We start from the raw sequence: 14,450 nt of genomic DNA, 5'->3' as shown, positions 1-14,450 counted from the left end.
CCATGTCTTAATTGATGTAAATACGTAAATCTTATTATCTTGAATTAAGTTATTTTACCTTGCTATCTTTGTTATCTTTGCTTGTCTCATGAGCCTCCTTTGCTTTCTGCACCAGGGCATCGCAGCGGTTATTGAGGGCGTCGTCGCCGTGGCCTCGGGTCCAGTGCCACTGAACGTCGTGGATCCGGGACAGTCTCAGCAGCTCCTCCCACAGGTCCTGGTTCAGGACGGGCTGTTTGTTCGACGTTTTCCATCCGTTCCGCTGCCATTTTGTCAGCCAGCCCCTGTCAAAGGCGTTTCTCATATACATGGAATCGGTATGAAGCTCCACGGCACAGGGATATTTCAGGGCGCGCAGCGCGCTGATCGCCGCCGTCAGCTCCATACGGTTGTTGGTGGTGTCGCTCTCCGAACCATAAATCTCCTTCTCGAAGTTGCCGTGAGCCGGAGAAATCAAAACGGCCGCCCATCCTCCCAGCCCCGGATTGGGTGTACAGCCGCCGTCTGTATAGATTGTCACTTTCGTTTTTTTGCTTATATTCCTGCTTATATTCATTCCTTCTCGCAGAGGGTCACGCGTTCCGCGCGAATTTCCATCTTCATGCCCAAAACAATGTTCCGCAGGTCGCTGCGGCCGTCTGTGGGAACCTCAAGCTGAACCACCTGCCCCGACCCGCAGCAGGGACAAATCCAACAGGTCCGCGCCAGACCGTCCTCATCCGGAGCTCCGGCCAATACCTTGGAATCGCCGCACACCTGACACGCCACGATGAGCATCAAAAGCACCTCCACCCAAATTATTCCAGTTCTATTTTAATCCTTACGGGACCCTCCGTATAGATGTCTTCCAGCGCTATGGCGTTGATAATCGTGGGCGTTTTTCTGAGCTTCATTTTTTCCACCACATCGAAGAAGTCCTCCCCCTCAAGAGCGCCAACGCTGTTTGTGGCGGGATCGATGAGAACGCCGGCCCTCACCGCGCGGTAACGAAGCTCCCTCAGAAAGACGTGCAGCGTTTCTTCCGCGTTGAACCCCGGCTCTTCGGGGTCCACGAGTTTGCGGTAAATTCTTTCTTCCCTGTCGTAGAGCAAATTGCTGCGCCCATACTCCAGGCGCACCCCCACGGCCTCTCCCATGGTGATGTTCTCAGCCGCCAGGGCTCTGAGATAAAATCGCCTCCCCGCGTTCGACACCCGGGCGATGAAGTCGGACTCCTCCTTTGCGTCGAACTTCACTTTTACGTTGTCCGTCATGGGTCCCCAGCGTTCGGAAAGTTTCTGAAAAATTTCGAGGTGCACCCGCTCTTTGAGAGAATCGAGTATTTTTACGACCTCCTCCTCAGGCGTCCCCGGAGGAACAGCCGTCTGGGCCAGAAGGGCGTTGGCCTGAACGGCGATGGCCTCCAGGCGCACGGCCTCCAGCTCCCGCTTCAGCTCCTCTGATTCGCTCCGCAGGGTCTCCACCGCCGCCTCAAGATGCTCTTTTTCGTCCAGAAGCAGATCCCGGTCGTTGCGGGAACGCTCCAGTTCCAGACGGGCAATGTCCAGGCTGATGCTGGTGGTATCCAAAAGAACGGTCTGAGTGTCCAGAAGGACGCGGCTGGAGAGCAGTTCGTCCTGATTTTTACTCAGTTCCTCCCGGGTGGCCTGCAGTTCCGTCCGAAGCTGGGAGGACTGCCGCTGCAGGAATTTTATGCTGAAAATGAGGGCGCGAACGTTTTGAGAGAAAAAAGCCACGACCGTCAGAACCACAACGGAAATAAAAATACCGGTGAAGGCCGTAATCAAACGGCTTGTGTATTTAGGCCGCAGCCCCAGAATGGATATTCGCTGTTTGCCGTATTTTGAACCGAGCATATCTCCCAGGAAGGCAAGAAACGCGCTGCCTGCAATGATCCCCACGATAAGAGTCCAATTGATATCGGTCCAAAGCTGTAACTGCAAAAAAGCTCTCCTCCCTCAGGCTCCTTCCTCGTTTTTCGACAAGATGGACGGAAGAGGTAAATAAACCCCCTCTCCCGTCGCTGTTATGCCACCCTGACGTTTATGCGGCTCATGGCGCGCTCAATGTCCAGCGTCGACCAGGCCTCCACGGCGCGAAGGGTATTTTCCAGAATATCGGGCAATTTTTCCAGCTCGTCCATCGAAAGACGTCCCAGAACCCACCCGGTTTTGCTGCCCTTCGACTCTCCGATGCCGATCCGCAGCCTCGGAACCTCCAGGCTCCCCAGAGAGGCGATGACGGAGGCCAGTCCGTTGTGCCCCCCCGCGCTGCCACGGGCGCGAAGCCTCAGCTGTCCATAGGGCAGCGCCATTTCGTCGCAAATAACCAGCACCTGGGAAAGTTCCATTTTATAAAAATTGAAAGCCTCCTGGATGGCAAGGCCGCTCAGGTTCATCCAGGTCAGCGGTTTCATCAGAATGAAATCCCGATCCCGCCAAAACTCGCTTCTGAATTTCGAAACGGGATTCCCAAGGCCTCGCTCCTGGACCAGACGGTCTATGGCCGCCCAACCCATGTTATGCCGCGTGTAGACGTATTCCTGACCCGGGTTGCCCAAACCTGCCACAAGTTTCAGTTTTCAAGTCCTCCGGCCCAAAACGAATCTTTTCCCCGTATAATCCAAATCCCTCAGTCGGCCTCTTCCTCGCCTTTGGCCGCCTTGCCCTTGGCCATGACTTCCACTTCCTGGGGTTCGGTCTCCGGAGCCGTCTCCTCCACGCTTCTGGGAATCGCGACGATGGCCGCGACCTCCTCCGGGTCGGCCAGGATCGTCAGGTCTCCGCTCAAAACGAGGTCTTTGACGTGGATCATGCTTCCCAGCGCCATGCCGGAAACGTCGATGTCGATGTACTCCGGAATGTTCATGGGCAGGGTTTCCACTTCGATTTCGTGCAGATTTTCCAGCACGCCGCCGTCTTTGATCCCCGGAGAGGTCTCCCTGCCCAGGATTCTGACGGGGACGTTTACCGTCACCTTGCGGTCCTTCAGGAGACGCATGAAGTCGATATGCACCAGTCTCCCCGTAAGAGGATGACGCTGCACCTCGCGAATGATGCACATCTCGTCGCTTCCGGAGGGAAGTTTCAGGGTGATTCTCATGGTTTCCCAGTGCCCGCCGCTCAAAACGCGGTTGATCTGCGTCGTGTTGACGCTCCCCAAAACGGCTTCCTTCATTTCAGGTCCATAAAACACGCAGGGCGTGAATCCCGATTTTCGCAGCCTGCCGGTGACGCCCTTTCCACCTCTGGTTCTGGGCTCCATCACTACCGTTACTAGCTCAGACATATTCCACAACTCCCTGATTATATAGATTTTCTGCCTTTACGGGCTTTCGCCCCGCAGGGCAGCGAGACACAAAAATACGGGGTGAAAAATCTCACCCCCGAGACTGCACCGGGCAATGATATTACATAACGGACTATTTGTCGAACAGGCTGCTGACCGACCGGTCGCTGTGGACTCTGAGAATCGCCTCCGCGAAAAGGGGCGCTATCGAGAGCTGGACGAGATGATCGGAGTGCTTGTTCTCCGGCAGCGGAATGGTGTCCGAGAAGACCAGTTTGTCGATGGCGGAGCTGTTGACGCGCTTCAGGGCCGGTCCGGAAAGGACGGCGTGGGTGGCGCAGGCGTAGACCGCCGTGCAGCCTCTTTCCTTCAGTCCCGCCGCGGCGTTGCAAATCGTGCCCGCCGTGTCGATGATGTCGTCCACCAGAATGGCGATCTTGCCGCGAACCTCGCCGATGATGTCCATGACCTCGCAGAAGTTCGCCACCTCGTAAGAGCGGCGTTTGTCCACGATGGCCAGGTCCGTTTTCAGCATCACCGCGAAAAGCCGGGCCCGCACAACTCCTCCCACGTCGGGGGAAACGACGATCACCTCTCCTCTTTTCAGCTCCGCTTCAAGGATTTCCTTGAAATAGGAAGCCAGGAGGGGCATTCCCGTCAGGTGGTCCACCGGAATATCGAAAAAACCCTGCAGCTGGCCGGCGTGCAGGTCCGCGGTGATGACCCGGTCCGCCCCGCTGGTGGTGATCAGGTTTGCCACCAGTTTCGCCGTGATGGGCTCCCGCGGCTTGGACTTGCGGTCCTGCCGGGCGTATCCAAAGTAGGGAATGACGGCGTTGACACGGCTGACTGAGGCGCGCTTGAAAGCGTCGATCATGATGAGCAGCTCGATCAGGTTGTCGTTAGTGGGAAAAGACGTGGGCTGAATAACGTAAACATCGGAACCCCTGACGCTTTCGTCAATGGAGAGTCCAATCTCGCCGTCGGAAAAGCGATAATGCCGGGCCGCCGAAAGCCGAACTCCCAGTTCGCTGCAAATACGTTTTGCAAAATCCGGATATGCAGTACCCGAGAAAATCTTGAGATCCTTTACACCAGCCACGCTGCTCAATCCCCACTTTCTTTTTTCCGCTGCATTCTCCGGGACGTCCATCCCTCAATGTTTTTCTGCGGCGCTCTTCCCATACCCAACGCGCCTTCCGGAACGTCCTCGGTTATCGTCGATCCCGCGCCGGTAGCGGAATCGTCGCCAAGGGTCACGGGCGCTACCATCATGGTATCGCTGCCAACAAAAACGCGGTTCCCGATTTTTGTGGAGAATTTATTTTTTCCGTCGTAATTGCAGGTAATACTGCCTGCTCCGATGTTGACGTCCTCCCCCAGCTCGGCGTCCCCCATATAGGACAGGTGAGGCACCTTGCTGCGACGTCCCAGGGTCGTCTTTTTCAGCTCCACGAACTTGCCCGCGAAGGCGTGTTCCCTCAGCTCCGAGCCCTCCCGGATATAAGCGAAGGGGCCGGCTTTCGAGTCGTCGGCCAACTGGCTGTTCTCCACGATGACACTGGCCACCAGTTCCACCCTCCGGCCCAGCCGGGCGTTTTTCAGAACGCACCAGGGACCGATGACGCTGCCCGCTCCCACGCTGGATTTTCCCCAGATCTGAACCCCCGGCATGAGGACCACCTCCGCCTCCAGAGTCGCGTCGGGGCCAATCCACACCGCGGAGGGGTCGACGACGCGCACGCCCTTCGTCATCCATTCCCGAATCAGACTGTCCCGCACCCGCACCGTGGTCGCGGCGAGTTCCTCCTGAGTGTTGACCCCCAGCATCTCCCTCTCGTCCACGGCTGTGGCCCTCACCGGCAGGCCCGCGTCGTTCATCAGCGACACCACGTCGGTAAGATAATATTCCCCCTGAGCGTTGTCGTTTTTGAGTTTATCGATGACCTGAACGAGGGCCTTCGTATCAAAAAGATAACATCCGCCGTTGACCTCGCGGACGCGGCGCTGTTCGGGCGTGGCGTCCCGATGCTCCACGATGAACACTTTTTTGTCGTAGGCGGCCCTCAGAATGCGCCCGTAACCGTCGGGAGCCTTTGTTTCAAAGGTGAGCAGGGAGCAGGCCGCTCCGGCTTCCGCGTGTTCCCGAACAAAAGTATCCAGAGTTTTGAGAGAAAGAAGCGGCAGATCTCCGTTGAGAACGAGAACCCTCTCGAACCGTTCCCACCAGGAGCGGGCTATGCGGACGGCGTGCCCCGTCCCCAGCTGTTCGGCCTGCCAGATAAACTCGACGGAGGGAAAGGATTTCAGGTATTCCCGCACGCGGTCCCCTCCGTAACCCACGAGAACCGCCACCTCCACGCCAGGACGTTCCCCGTCCTCCCGGGAAGCGTACTTCAGAACCGTCTCCAGCAGATACCCCAGCATCGGTCTGTCGAGAATGGGCTGCAGAACCTTTGGAAGCTCGTTCTTCATGCGCTGTCCTTTTCCCGCACCCAAAATCAGAATCCCCAAAGTTCCTTTTTCCAAAGTTGTACACTTCCCTGTAACATGCTTTTTAAATTATATCTGGATGATAACATAAAATCCTGAGGACAACTGCGGAGATGATTCGTTTGTTCACATTCGCGTCCGCAGCTCGTTTATTCTGTTTAGATATTATTATATTCATTTTTGCATAACTCATATTTTTCTCGCTCATAATGCGCGATTTCATATCCAAAATCGGGAGTACATGGGATTATTCCGCAGAATATTTTCAGTATAAATGCGTAACAGTACCCCTGTTTAGATTGTGCGACGGAGTTATAATAAATTTAAAACTGAGAAAGAGTGTATACATAGAAAATATATAAGGAACATATACAAAGCACATATGTAAAATATCCGGCAGGGAAAACCTGCAATTTTTACGAGGACGGATAAAAGATGAAAGAAATTCATGGGAGGGAATTCCCCGGGGAACTGCCCGCGGCACTGAAAGAAGAAAGCCTGACGATAAGGGTTTTCCCCGATCCCATTCTAAAAATTCCGGCAACACCGGTGGAGCGCTTCGACGATCGCCTCGCTTCCTTTGTGGATCGGATGAGGCTGGCGATGGAACTGCATGACGGCGTAGGACTGGCGGCGCCGCAGGTGGGAGTTTCGAAAAGAATAGCCCTGGTTTCCTTCGAGGGGGTTCTTTATGTTTTGATCAACCCCGTTCTGCTGGGGCAGGAGGGCGAACAGGAGGGAGAAGAGGGCTGTCTCAGCTTTCCCGGGATATACGCCGCCGTGAAGCGCCCCGCCTCCATTCGGGTGACCGCCCGGGACCTGACGGGAGAGGAACGGCTGTACGAGCCCGAGGGATTCCTTGCGAGGGCCTTTCTGCACGAAATGGACCACCTGGACGGCAGGCTGTTTATAGAATATCTCTCGAACCTGAAACGCGGCATGATCCGGAAGAAAATGTACAAACGCGCTGTGGGAGAGGATGAGTGAATGAGGTTCTGGTTTCTCGGAAGCGGGTCTTTTGCCGCGCTGTGTCTGGCCTCCATGGTCCGAAAATTCTTTTTCGAGAGGATTATCACTGGAAAACCGACACTGGCGGGCAGAGGGCTGAAAGAAACTCCCTCCTGCGTGGAGGAAACAGCCGCTCGTCTTGGACTCATCAGCGAGCGAACGGGGCCTCTTTCACAAAACGAGAACCTGATAACGGCCATAACCACGAATCCCCCGGACGTGCTTTTTGTCATCGACTTCGGACAGCTCATACGGGAACCTCTGCTGAGCGCCCCCCGTTACGGCTGCCTCAACATCCATCCCTCGCTTCTTCCGCGCTGGCGGGGCGCCGCTCCCGTGCCCAGGGCCCTGATGAACGGAGACTCCACCACGGGCGTGACTCTCTTTCGCCTCACCGAAGCCATGGACGCCGGTCCGGTCATACGACAAATCGAGATCCCCATCGGTCTCGAAGCGACTTCTGCGGATTTATATGAAATTCTTGCCCGAGAGGGTAGCCAAACAGCCTACGATGGTGTACAATGTCTAATTGAGGGGAGTTGTCAGATTTCAGCGCAGAATTCTGAATTCGCCACTCAGGCAACGAAAATTAGTAAAACGGAATTTCAGATATCCTGGCAACAAAACAGTCTTGATATTCACAACACGGTTCGTGCTCTCGTTTCTTCCAGGGGAGCGTTTGTGGTGGTCAACAACATGAGATTGAAAGTCTGGCGTACTTTACCTGTCGAACCGCCGTCCGAGGGGACTCCCGGGCAGGTCGTTTCGTTTATGGAGGGCGATCCTGTCGTTTTGTGCGGGAAGGGCGCGTTGCGCCTTCAGGAAGTTCAGTGCGAGGGGAAACGCCGAGTGACGGGTGCGGAATGGGCCTGTGGCGTCAGACTGAAAACAGGGGAGGTGTTGTCCTGATGGAAGATGATATTTTGGCGGATCTCGCATGTCGTTATAAATGGCCTAAAGCGATCGCTGTTACAGGAGCCCTGGGATCGGGAAAAACAGAATTCGTACTCAACCTGGCCAGAGGACTCAAAAAGACCGGAAATACCGTCACTATCGCCGATGCCGATATAATCAATCCTTACTTTTGTATCCGCCAGATCACTGAATTTCTCGAACAGGAAGGTTTTTCGATCATCAATCCTCCGGACTCCGCAAAATGGTCCGACATGTCCGTAATCAATTCCCATATTGGAGCTGCACTTATCGATTCGGCTCATCACCTGATCATCGACGTTGGAGGCGATGCGGGCGGCGTCATGGCCCTGAAGCAGTTCGAGCCGGATATTCGCGCCGCGGGGTACAAACTTCTTCTGATAGTCAACGCCTACCGCCCCAAAACCTCGACTCCCGAGGGGATCGCGGATATGGTGATGCGGATGGAGGCGCTGGGCGGCCTTTCGGTGGGCGCCCTGATCAGCAACTCTCACCTTATGGACAAAACCCTTCCGATCGACGTCGCCGACGGGCTGGATGTGGTTTTGGAGGCCGGACGCGGCCTGAATCTGCCGGTGCTGTACGCCACGGTGCTGCCTGAGCTGTACAGAGAAACGGATCTTTTAATGAAGGAAAGAAAATACGAGATTCCCCTGTGGCCGATGACGCGTTTTATGAAACGCCCATGGGAAGGGTCCGAAATGTGGTCATAGATTGGCGCCCGGTTAAACGGCTGAAGGGAAATTTAAAATGCAGCAGGAAAGGGGTCTTTTGAAATGCCGAAAGGACGTGTAGCGATCAGGGAAGAATTTTGCAAGAGTTGCGGTCTCTGCGTCGCGGCGTGCCCGACGAAAACCCTGAGGATCTCCAGTCACCTCAATCCCAAAGGGCATCGTCCGGTTGAGCAGGTTGGCGATGGATGTACAGGGTGCGCTCTGTGTGCCCGCACCTGTCCGGACGTGGTTCTGTCCGTATATCGCATTGACGGTTAGCGCGTCGCTTATTTTCAGGAGGTGGTACTATGGCAAGAACATTAATGAAAGGAACGGAAGCGATCGCGGAAGCGGCGATCCAGGCCGGATGTAAGTATTTTTTCGGATATCCGATTACCCCCCAGAATGAAATTCCGGAGTATATGTCGGCGCACCTTCCAAAGGTGGGCGGAATGTATCTGCAGGCGGAAAGCGAAATCGCATCCATCAATCTCGTGATGGGCGGAGCTTCCACGGGTTACAGGGTTATGACCACTTCTTCCAGCCCCGGCATCTCTCTCATGTCCGAGGGAATCTCCTACGTGGCCATGGCGGAGCTGCCCTGCGTCATTGTGAACATCACCCGGGGCGGCCCCGGACTGGGCAACATCCTCCCCGCTCAGGGCGACTACACGCAGGCCACCCGAGGCGGCGGACACGGCGACTACAGCGTCCCCGTACTGGCCCCCGGCAACCTTCAGGAGGCCGTGGATTTCACCCAGGACGCCTTCGATCTTTCCCAGAAATACCGGACTCCCGTCATGGTTCTGGCGGACGGGTTTATGGGCCAGATGATGGAAGCCGTGGAGATCAAGCCGCGTAAAACGGAAGATCCGGTCTCCAACGCGGACTGGGCCCTGGGCTGGAGAGACGAGAGGGGCGGACAGAGGCGAATCGTTTACAGTATGCATCTTTCTCCCGACGAGCTGGAGGCCCACGACACTCACCTGCAGGAAAAATACGCGCGCATCCGGACCAATGAAGCCCGCTTCGAACATTTCATGACGGACGACGCGGAACTGATCGTCACCTCTTACGGAACCACGAGCCGCGTGTGCCGCTCCGCCATCATCAACCTTCGCGAAGAGGGGTTCAAAGTGGGGATGGTGCGCCCGATAACCCTCTGGCCCTTCCCGTCGGCGGGATATTCCAGTCTGCCGAAGAGCGTGAAGGTCATTCTCGACGTGGAAATGAGCGCGGCCTTTCAGATGGCCGACGATGTGCGGCTGGCGACTCAGTGCGAAATTCCGCTGATGACGGCGGGACGCTGGGGAGGATATTCGCCCTCCGTGCGCCAGATCGAAGAAAAATGCAAAGAATTGCTTAACGGATAGGAGGCGGCTGCAATGAGTGAAACTCAGGTTTTCAGTATGCCAAAAGTCTGGAACGCGGACGTACACACCCACTACTGTCCAGGCTGTACGCATGGCGTGGCGCATCGTCTGGTTTCCGAGGCCATTGACGAGCTGGGAATACAGAATAAAACGATAGGGATCGCTCCCGTCGGCTGCGCGGTTTTGATGCACCAGTATCTCGATCTCGACTTTATCGAGGCCGCCCACGGGCGCGCTCCGGCCGTGGCCAGCGGGATCAAGGCCGTTCGTCCGGATAAAATCGTTTTTACCTATCAGGGAGACGGAGATCTGGCCTCCATCGGAATGGGCGAAATTGTCCACGCGATGAACCGCAGCCTTCCTTTGACCATCATCTTCGTCAACAACGCCATTTACGGCATGACCGGCGGACAGATGGCCCCGACGACCCTGCTGGGACAGAAGTCCACCACAAGCCCCTCCGGCCGTGACGCGAAGATGAACGGTTATCCCATTCGCGTGAGCGAAATGCTGGCCACTCTGGCGGGCCCCGCCTACATTGAGCGAGTGGCGCTGACACAGCCCAAATACATCATCAAGGCCAAACAGGCCGTTCTCAAGGCGTTTAAAAATCAGGCGGAAGGCCGGGGAGTGTCCTTCGTCGAGCTGCTTTCGACCTGCCCCACCAACTGGGGCATGCGTCCCACCGACGCCTGCAAATGGCTCGAAGAACACATGATTCCCTACTACCCTCTCGGGGTCCTGAAGGATTTCCAGTGAGGAGGCGGAACTGATGACTGACAACACGAAGAAAAATAAATTTGAAATGTCGCTGATCGCCGCGGGGTTCGGCGGTCAGGGCCTGATGGTCCTGGGACAGCTTATCGCGTACACGGGCATCGAAGAGGGACGCTACGTTTCATGGATTCCCTCCTACGGGCCGGAAATGCGGGGCGGAACCGCCAACTGCTGCGTCATCGTCTCCAGCGAGGAGATCGGCGCGCCGGTCGTTTCGGAAGCGGACATCATCGTGGTGATGAATCAGCCGTCCTTCGACAAGTTCAAGGACGACGTGAAGAAAAACGGGATTCTGCTCTATAACAGCGACCTCGTCAAAGCGGAGGGCACGCGCTCCGACATTCGGCTCATTCCCGTCCCCGCCAACACCATCGCTCTGGCGGAGGGAAGCGAGAAAGTCGCCAACATCGCCATGCTGGGAGCGGTTGTCGCCGCCTCGAAGATCGTGGGCGACAACTCCTGCGTCGAAACCCTGAAGGAAAAACTGGGAAAGAAAAAGCCCGAATTCCTGCCCATGAACCTTTCGACCTACGAAAAAGGCAAGGCGCTGGTCGCGTAATTTCAGTTTGAAGTAAAAAGCGTAACGCAACAATGTTACAATCGAAGGAGGGTGGGTATTCCACCCCCCTTTTTTGCATCTGGCACGGGACGGAAGGATGAAAACGATGAAAACTCAGGCGCAGGAAGAGAGTACGCTGTCAAGCCGCAGAATATATGAAGGTCGTATCCTGAATTTACGGGTTGACGAGGTAAAAATGAAAGGAGAGTTCCGGGCGACCCGCGAGGTGGTGGAACACAAAGCGGCCGTGGCCGTCCTGGCCCTTACGCCGGAGGACAGGCTTCTGATGGTCCGCCAGTTTCGTTACGCGGTGCAGGAAAGCACCCTCGAAATATGCGCCGGGCTGGTGGAGGAAGGAGAGGCTCCGGAAGAGGCCGCCGTTCGCGAAATGCAGGAAGAACTGGGGTATCGGCCGGGGAAATTGCGCGAAATCGGACGTTTTTACGCGTCTCCGGGCTTTTGTACGGAACTGCTGATCCTTTTTCTGGCGACGGACCTGCGCGCCGCCCGTCTGCCCCAGGACGAAGATGAAGATATTTCCACTCTGGAGCTGCGCGGCGAAGATGTCCCCGAGATGTTGGCGAAGGGCGCTTTCCGCGATTCCAAAACTTTCGCGGCTCTGACCTGGTTCATGGCATGGCGGGGCATGAAGCCTGTTTTAGACCTGTAAGCCCGCTTTTTCGTCGCTTTTTCGTCATTGACAAGGGTGGGTATCCCGTATAAAATATCTTCTGTTGTTCGGAAGAAGGGGCTGTAGCGCAGCTGGGAGCGCGCTTCCCTCGCACGGAAGAGGTCGGGAGTTCGAATCTCCTCAGCTCCACCAGATACTTCGGGGCGTAGCGCAGTCTGGTTAGCGCACCTGCTTTGGGAGCAGGGGGTCGAAGGTTCAAATCCTTTCGCCCCGACCAGAAAAAAGCTCCAGGGCAGGCAGAATGTAAGTTGCGGGAATAGCTCAGCTGGCTAGAGCGATGGCCTTCCAAGCCGTAGGTCGCGGGTTCGAATCCCGTTTCCCGCTCCATTGTGGAGAAAATACGCGCTCGTAGCTCAGCTGGATAGAGCAACGGCCTTCTAAGCCGTAGGCCGCGGGTTCGAATCCTGCCGGGCGCGCCAGAAAATTAAAAACATGTACAAAAGTACATGAATAATGACGGTGAGCGTAGCTCAATTGGTTAGAGTCCTGGATTGTGGTTCCAGTGGTTGGGGGTTCAAGTCCCCTCGCTCACCCCAAGTAAGTCACTTACGCGCTCGTAGCTCAGCTGGATAGAGCGACGGACTTCGGATCCGTAGGCCGCGGGTTCGAATCCTGCCGGGCGCGCCAATTTACGAATAAAGGCCATCGTTTAAAATGGATTGTTAGCTCAGTCGGTAGAGCAGCTGACTCTTAATCAGCGGGTCGTGGGTTCGAGTCCCTCACAATCCACCAATTAAAAAAACAAGCAAGTCCAAATTCATATAAAAACCTCGCCCACAGGCGGGGTTTTGTCATTTCTCCGTCCACTGGAATATACCTGAATATGCTAAAATCGAAAGCACGGAAGACCACACAGAAGACCACAGAGCCACCTGAGAAAATCCTGTGGACTTCTGCATGAAAATAGCGCAGATACTGCTTTTATGTCATATTCCTTGTGGTCGTGATGACGTTTCGCTTTTTGGGATTTCTGTGGACTTATGTGGACTGGAAGGAGGAAGCGCTATGCCTGTGAAAGATAAACTGACGGATCGGGAAATCCGCGCGGCGAAGCCGAGAGAAAAACGTTATGAACTTTCGGACGGCGCTTGTCTGTACCTTGAGATCATGACGAACGGCTCAAAGTTTTGGCGCTTTCGAAGCCAGGGGGGAGGACGGGTACTCAAGCGATCCTTGGGTCAATATTCCAGTGACCCGACCACTGGCGTTTCTTTGAAAGAGGCGCGGGTTGAGCGCGATAATCTTTTGAAAGCCCAAGAACAGGGCAATTTGAAGGAAGTATTGAACCCCTCGAAGCCAGCGGAACTTCCCACCTTCGAACAAATTGCCCGTGACTGGTACACCCAAAACGCCGATGGCTGGGCGCCAGGACATGCCACGAAGGTACTCTACCGTATGGAAAGGTTCTTGCTCGCTCCTTTAGGGCAACGACCCATCGGAGAGATTAGAGAGCCAGACCTGCTGGGCATAATCAGGGCAATTGAGGCAAACGGCAATCTTGAAACGGCGCGAAGAGTCCGTCAGGTTGCCGGTATGATTTTTCGTTTTGGCGTGGTGCTTGGTGTGTGTGAGCGCGATGTCGCCTGGGCTCTCAAGGATGTTTTAAAGGCTAAAAAGACTCAGAAACATTACAAAGCCCTGACGAAACCGGAGGAAATTGCCGACTTGCTCAGGAAAATCAGTTCTCAAACATGCCCTTGCACAGCAATCGTAAAGGCGGCCGTACTTTTCAGCTTTCACGTTTTTATGCGCCCCGGCGAAATCAGAACCGTCGAATGGTCAGAAATTGATTTTGAAAAAGCTCTCTGGGAAGCCCCTGCCGAAAAAATGAAGAAAGGCCGCCTGCACATCGTACCACTTTCAAAGCAGGCAATAGAAATTTTGCAGTCGTTGCGTCCTTTAACCGGGCACGGGCGCTTTGTTTTTCCCAATTCGCGTAATCTTCTTCATGGAGATCGCCCTATGAGCGGAGAAGCGGTCCGAAAAGCCCTGCAAGCTATACAGGTTGAATCGACGGCACACGGAGTTAGAACGACAGCCAGCACAATCTTGAACGAATCAGGACTCTGGGATGGCGACTTGATTGAACTTCAGCTTGCCCATGCTGAAAGAAACTCTGTCCGAGCCGCTTACAACCGCGCTCAGCGCTTGGATGAAAGAAGAAAAATGATGCAATGGTGGTCGGACTGGCTCGACAACCTGACCAGGCAAGATTAGCTCTGTTCATTTCTCTTCTTTTTCTCTCTCGCGCGTTTCACCCTGCCGTAGTTTGCGCAGTTCGCGTGTTTCTTCCAGGTGTCTCTGTGTCCTTCCATGTTCTCCCATCTCCCGCATAAAGAGCAGCGGCGCAACCGGATTTCCCCGGTCAATGCCAGGTAAAACTGATACCACATGGCGGAAAGCAGGCTGGTCGGTTCTATAATTTTTCGGAACTTTCCGTCGTCATCCATCCTGAAAACGAACTGCAGCGGAAAAACAGCCAGCTTTTTACTGATTGTTTCCTGTATATACCGTAATGCGGCTTCTTTCATATCGAGTTTTTCCGGCAAATAACCAAACAGTTTATAAGGCGGCCTCACGAAATCCGGCCCGTAGGTTGGGTCCTTGCCAAGTCT

Annotated in this window: 17 protein-coding genes and 7 tRNA genes; 16 read left to right on the top strand and 8 right to left on the bottom strand. The window is 55.1% G+C overall.

Features of this window, described 5'->3' with window-relative positions:
* Positions 1-49 precede the first annotated feature (49 nt).
* The 7 genes from rnhA to glmU form a co-directional block, all read right to left on the bottom strand.
* A complete protein-coding gene (gene rnhA / locus LBR61_08760) occupies positions 50-556 on the bottom strand; it encodes a ribonuclease HI (GenBank protein ID MDR1732163.1) in 507 nt (168 codons plus the stop codon).
* Positions 553-777, bottom strand: coding sequence for an alcohol dehydrogenase (locus LBR61_08755; GenBank protein MDR1732162.1), 225 nt, complete (start codon positions 775-777; stop codon positions 553-555). The genes rnhA and LBR61_08755 overlap by 4 nt, the downstream gene beginning before the upstream one ends.
* Before the next feature lie 20 nt (positions 778-797).
* On the bottom strand, positions 798-1,943 hold the full coding sequence (locus tag LBR61_08750; GenBank protein MDR1732161.1) for a DUF3084 domain-containing protein: 1,146 nt from the start codon (positions 1,941-1,943) through the stop codon (positions 798-800).
* 83 nt (positions 1,944-2,026) lie between these two features.
* Positions 2,027-2,569 (bottom strand): aminoacyl-tRNA hydrolase, encoded by a 543-nt coding sequence (gene pth, locus LBR61_08745; GenBank protein ID MDR1732160.1) that lies wholly within the window; start codon positions 2,567-2,569, stop codon positions 2,027-2,029.
* 62 nt (positions 2,570-2,631) lie between these two features.
* Positions 2,632-3,288 (bottom strand): 50S ribosomal protein L25, encoded by a 657-nt coding sequence (locus tag LBR61_08740; GenBank protein ID MDR1732159.1) that lies wholly within the window; start codon positions 3,286-3,288, stop codon positions 2,632-2,634.
* Between the two features lie 133 nt (positions 3,289-3,421).
* Positions 3,422-4,390 carry a ribose-phosphate pyrophosphokinase gene (locus LBR61_08735; protein MDR1732158.1) on the bottom strand — a complete coding sequence of 323 codons (969 nt, stop codon included), beginning with the start codon at positions 4,388-4,390 and terminating at the stop codon, positions 3,422-3,424.
* Between the two features lie 5 nt (positions 4,391-4,395).
* Entirely contained in the window at positions 4,396-5,817 is a 1,422-nt protein-coding gene (gene glmU / locus LBR61_08730; protein MDR1732157.1) for a bifunctional UDP-N-acetylglucosamine diphosphorylase/glucosamine-1-phosphate N-acetyltransferase GlmU, read from the bottom strand.
* Positions 5,818-6,216: 399 nt separating this feature from the next.
* Here glmU and def point away from each other — a divergent pair, with 399 nt between their 5' ends.
* From def to LBR61_08650, 16 genes are all read left to right on the top strand, one after another.
* Positions 6,217-6,768, top strand: a complete 552-nt coding sequence (def, locus tag LBR61_08725; GenBank protein ID MDR1732156.1) for a peptide deformylase — start codon at positions 6,217-6,219, stop codon at positions 6,766-6,768.
* The gene (locus tag LBR61_08720; protein ID MDR1732155.1) at positions 6,769-7,698 is read left to right on the top strand and encodes a methionyl-tRNA formyltransferase; all 930 of its coding nucleotides are present in this window, start codon (positions 6,769-6,771) and stop codon (positions 7,696-7,698) included.
* Positions 7,698-8,435 carry a zeta toxin family protein gene (locus LBR61_08715; GenBank protein ID MDR1732154.1) on the top strand — a complete coding sequence of 246 codons (738 nt, stop codon included), beginning with the start codon at positions 7,698-7,700 and terminating at the stop codon, positions 8,433-8,435. The genes LBR61_08720 and LBR61_08715 overlap by 1 nt, the downstream gene beginning before the upstream one ends.
* A gap of 63 nt (positions 8,436-8,498) precedes the next feature.
* Complete coding sequence (locus tag LBR61_08710; protein ID MDR1732153.1) at positions 8,499-8,714, top strand: 4Fe-4S dicluster domain-containing protein; 216 nt, start codon at positions 8,499-8,501, stop codon at positions 8,712-8,714.
* 29 nt (positions 8,715-8,743) lie between these two features.
* The gene (gene vorB, locus LBR61_08705; GenBank protein MDR1732152.1) at positions 8,744-9,808 is read left to right on the top strand and encodes a 3-methyl-2-oxobutanoate dehydrogenase subunit VorB; all 1,065 of its coding nucleotides are present in this window, start codon (positions 8,744-8,746) and stop codon (positions 9,806-9,808) included.
* Between the two features lie 12 nt (positions 9,809-9,820).
* Positions 9,821-10,567 carry a 2-oxoglutarate oxidoreductase gene (locus LBR61_08700; GenBank protein MDR1732151.1) on the top strand — a complete coding sequence of 249 codons (747 nt, stop codon included), beginning with the start codon at positions 9,821-9,823 and terminating at the stop codon, positions 10,565-10,567.
* A 13-nt stretch (positions 10,568-10,580) separates the two neighbouring features.
* Positions 10,581-11,144: a 2-oxoacid:acceptor oxidoreductase family protein gene (locus tag LBR61_08695; GenBank protein ID MDR1732150.1), complete on the top strand. Its 564-nt coding sequence runs from the start codon at positions 10,581-10,583 to the stop codon at positions 11,142-11,144.
* A gap of 106 nt (positions 11,145-11,250) precedes the next feature.
* Positions 11,251-11,814: an NUDIX hydrolase gene (locus tag LBR61_08690; GenBank protein ID MDR1732149.1), complete on the top strand. Its 564-nt coding sequence runs from the start codon at positions 11,251-11,253 to the stop codon at positions 11,812-11,814.
* A 77-nt stretch (positions 11,815-11,891) separates the two neighbouring features.
* A tRNA-Ala gene (locus tag LBR61_08685) sits at positions 11,892-11,967 on the top strand.
* A 7-nt stretch (positions 11,968-11,974) separates the two neighbouring features.
* Positions 11,975-12,052, top strand: a tRNA-Pro gene (locus LBR61_08680).
* A gap of 33 nt (positions 12,053-12,085) precedes the next feature.
* Positions 12,086-12,162 (top strand) — tRNA-Gly (locus tag LBR61_08675).
* 15 nt (positions 12,163-12,177) lie between these two features.
* A tRNA-Arg gene (locus LBR61_08670) sits at positions 12,178-12,254 on the top strand.
* Positions 12,255-12,294: 40 nt separating this feature from the next.
* Positions 12,295-12,371: transfer RNA gene (locus LBR61_08665), tRNA-His, on the top strand.
* 14 nt (positions 12,372-12,385) lie between these two features.
* Positions 12,386-12,462, top strand: a tRNA-Arg gene (locus tag LBR61_08660).
* Positions 12,463-12,491: 29 nt separating this feature from the next.
* Positions 12,492-12,567, top strand: a tRNA-Lys gene (locus LBR61_08655).
* A gap of 273 nt (positions 12,568-12,840) precedes the next feature.
* Positions 12,841-14,052: a tyrosine-type recombinase/integrase gene (locus tag LBR61_08650; protein ID MDR1732148.1), complete on the top strand. Its 1,212-nt coding sequence runs from the start codon at positions 12,841-12,843 to the stop codon at positions 14,050-14,052.
* On the opposite strand, the gene LBR61_08645 is transcribed toward LBR61_08650, so the two are convergent.
* Positions 14,049-14,450 (bottom strand): hypothetical protein (locus tag LBR61_08645; protein ID MDR1732147.1); only part of this gene is annotated, 402 nt, incomplete at its 5' end. The two genes, LBR61_08650 and LBR61_08645, sit on opposite strands and share 4 nt — an antisense overlap.

It is taken from the genome of Synergistaceae bacterium (assembly GCA_031272035.1).
Classification (GTDB): domain Bacteria; phylum Synergistota; class Synergistia; order Synergistales; family Aminobacteriaceae; genus JAISSA01.
The sequence above is the reverse complement of the archived record's forward strand: the minus strand, read 5'-3'. Positions and strand labels throughout refer to the sequence as shown.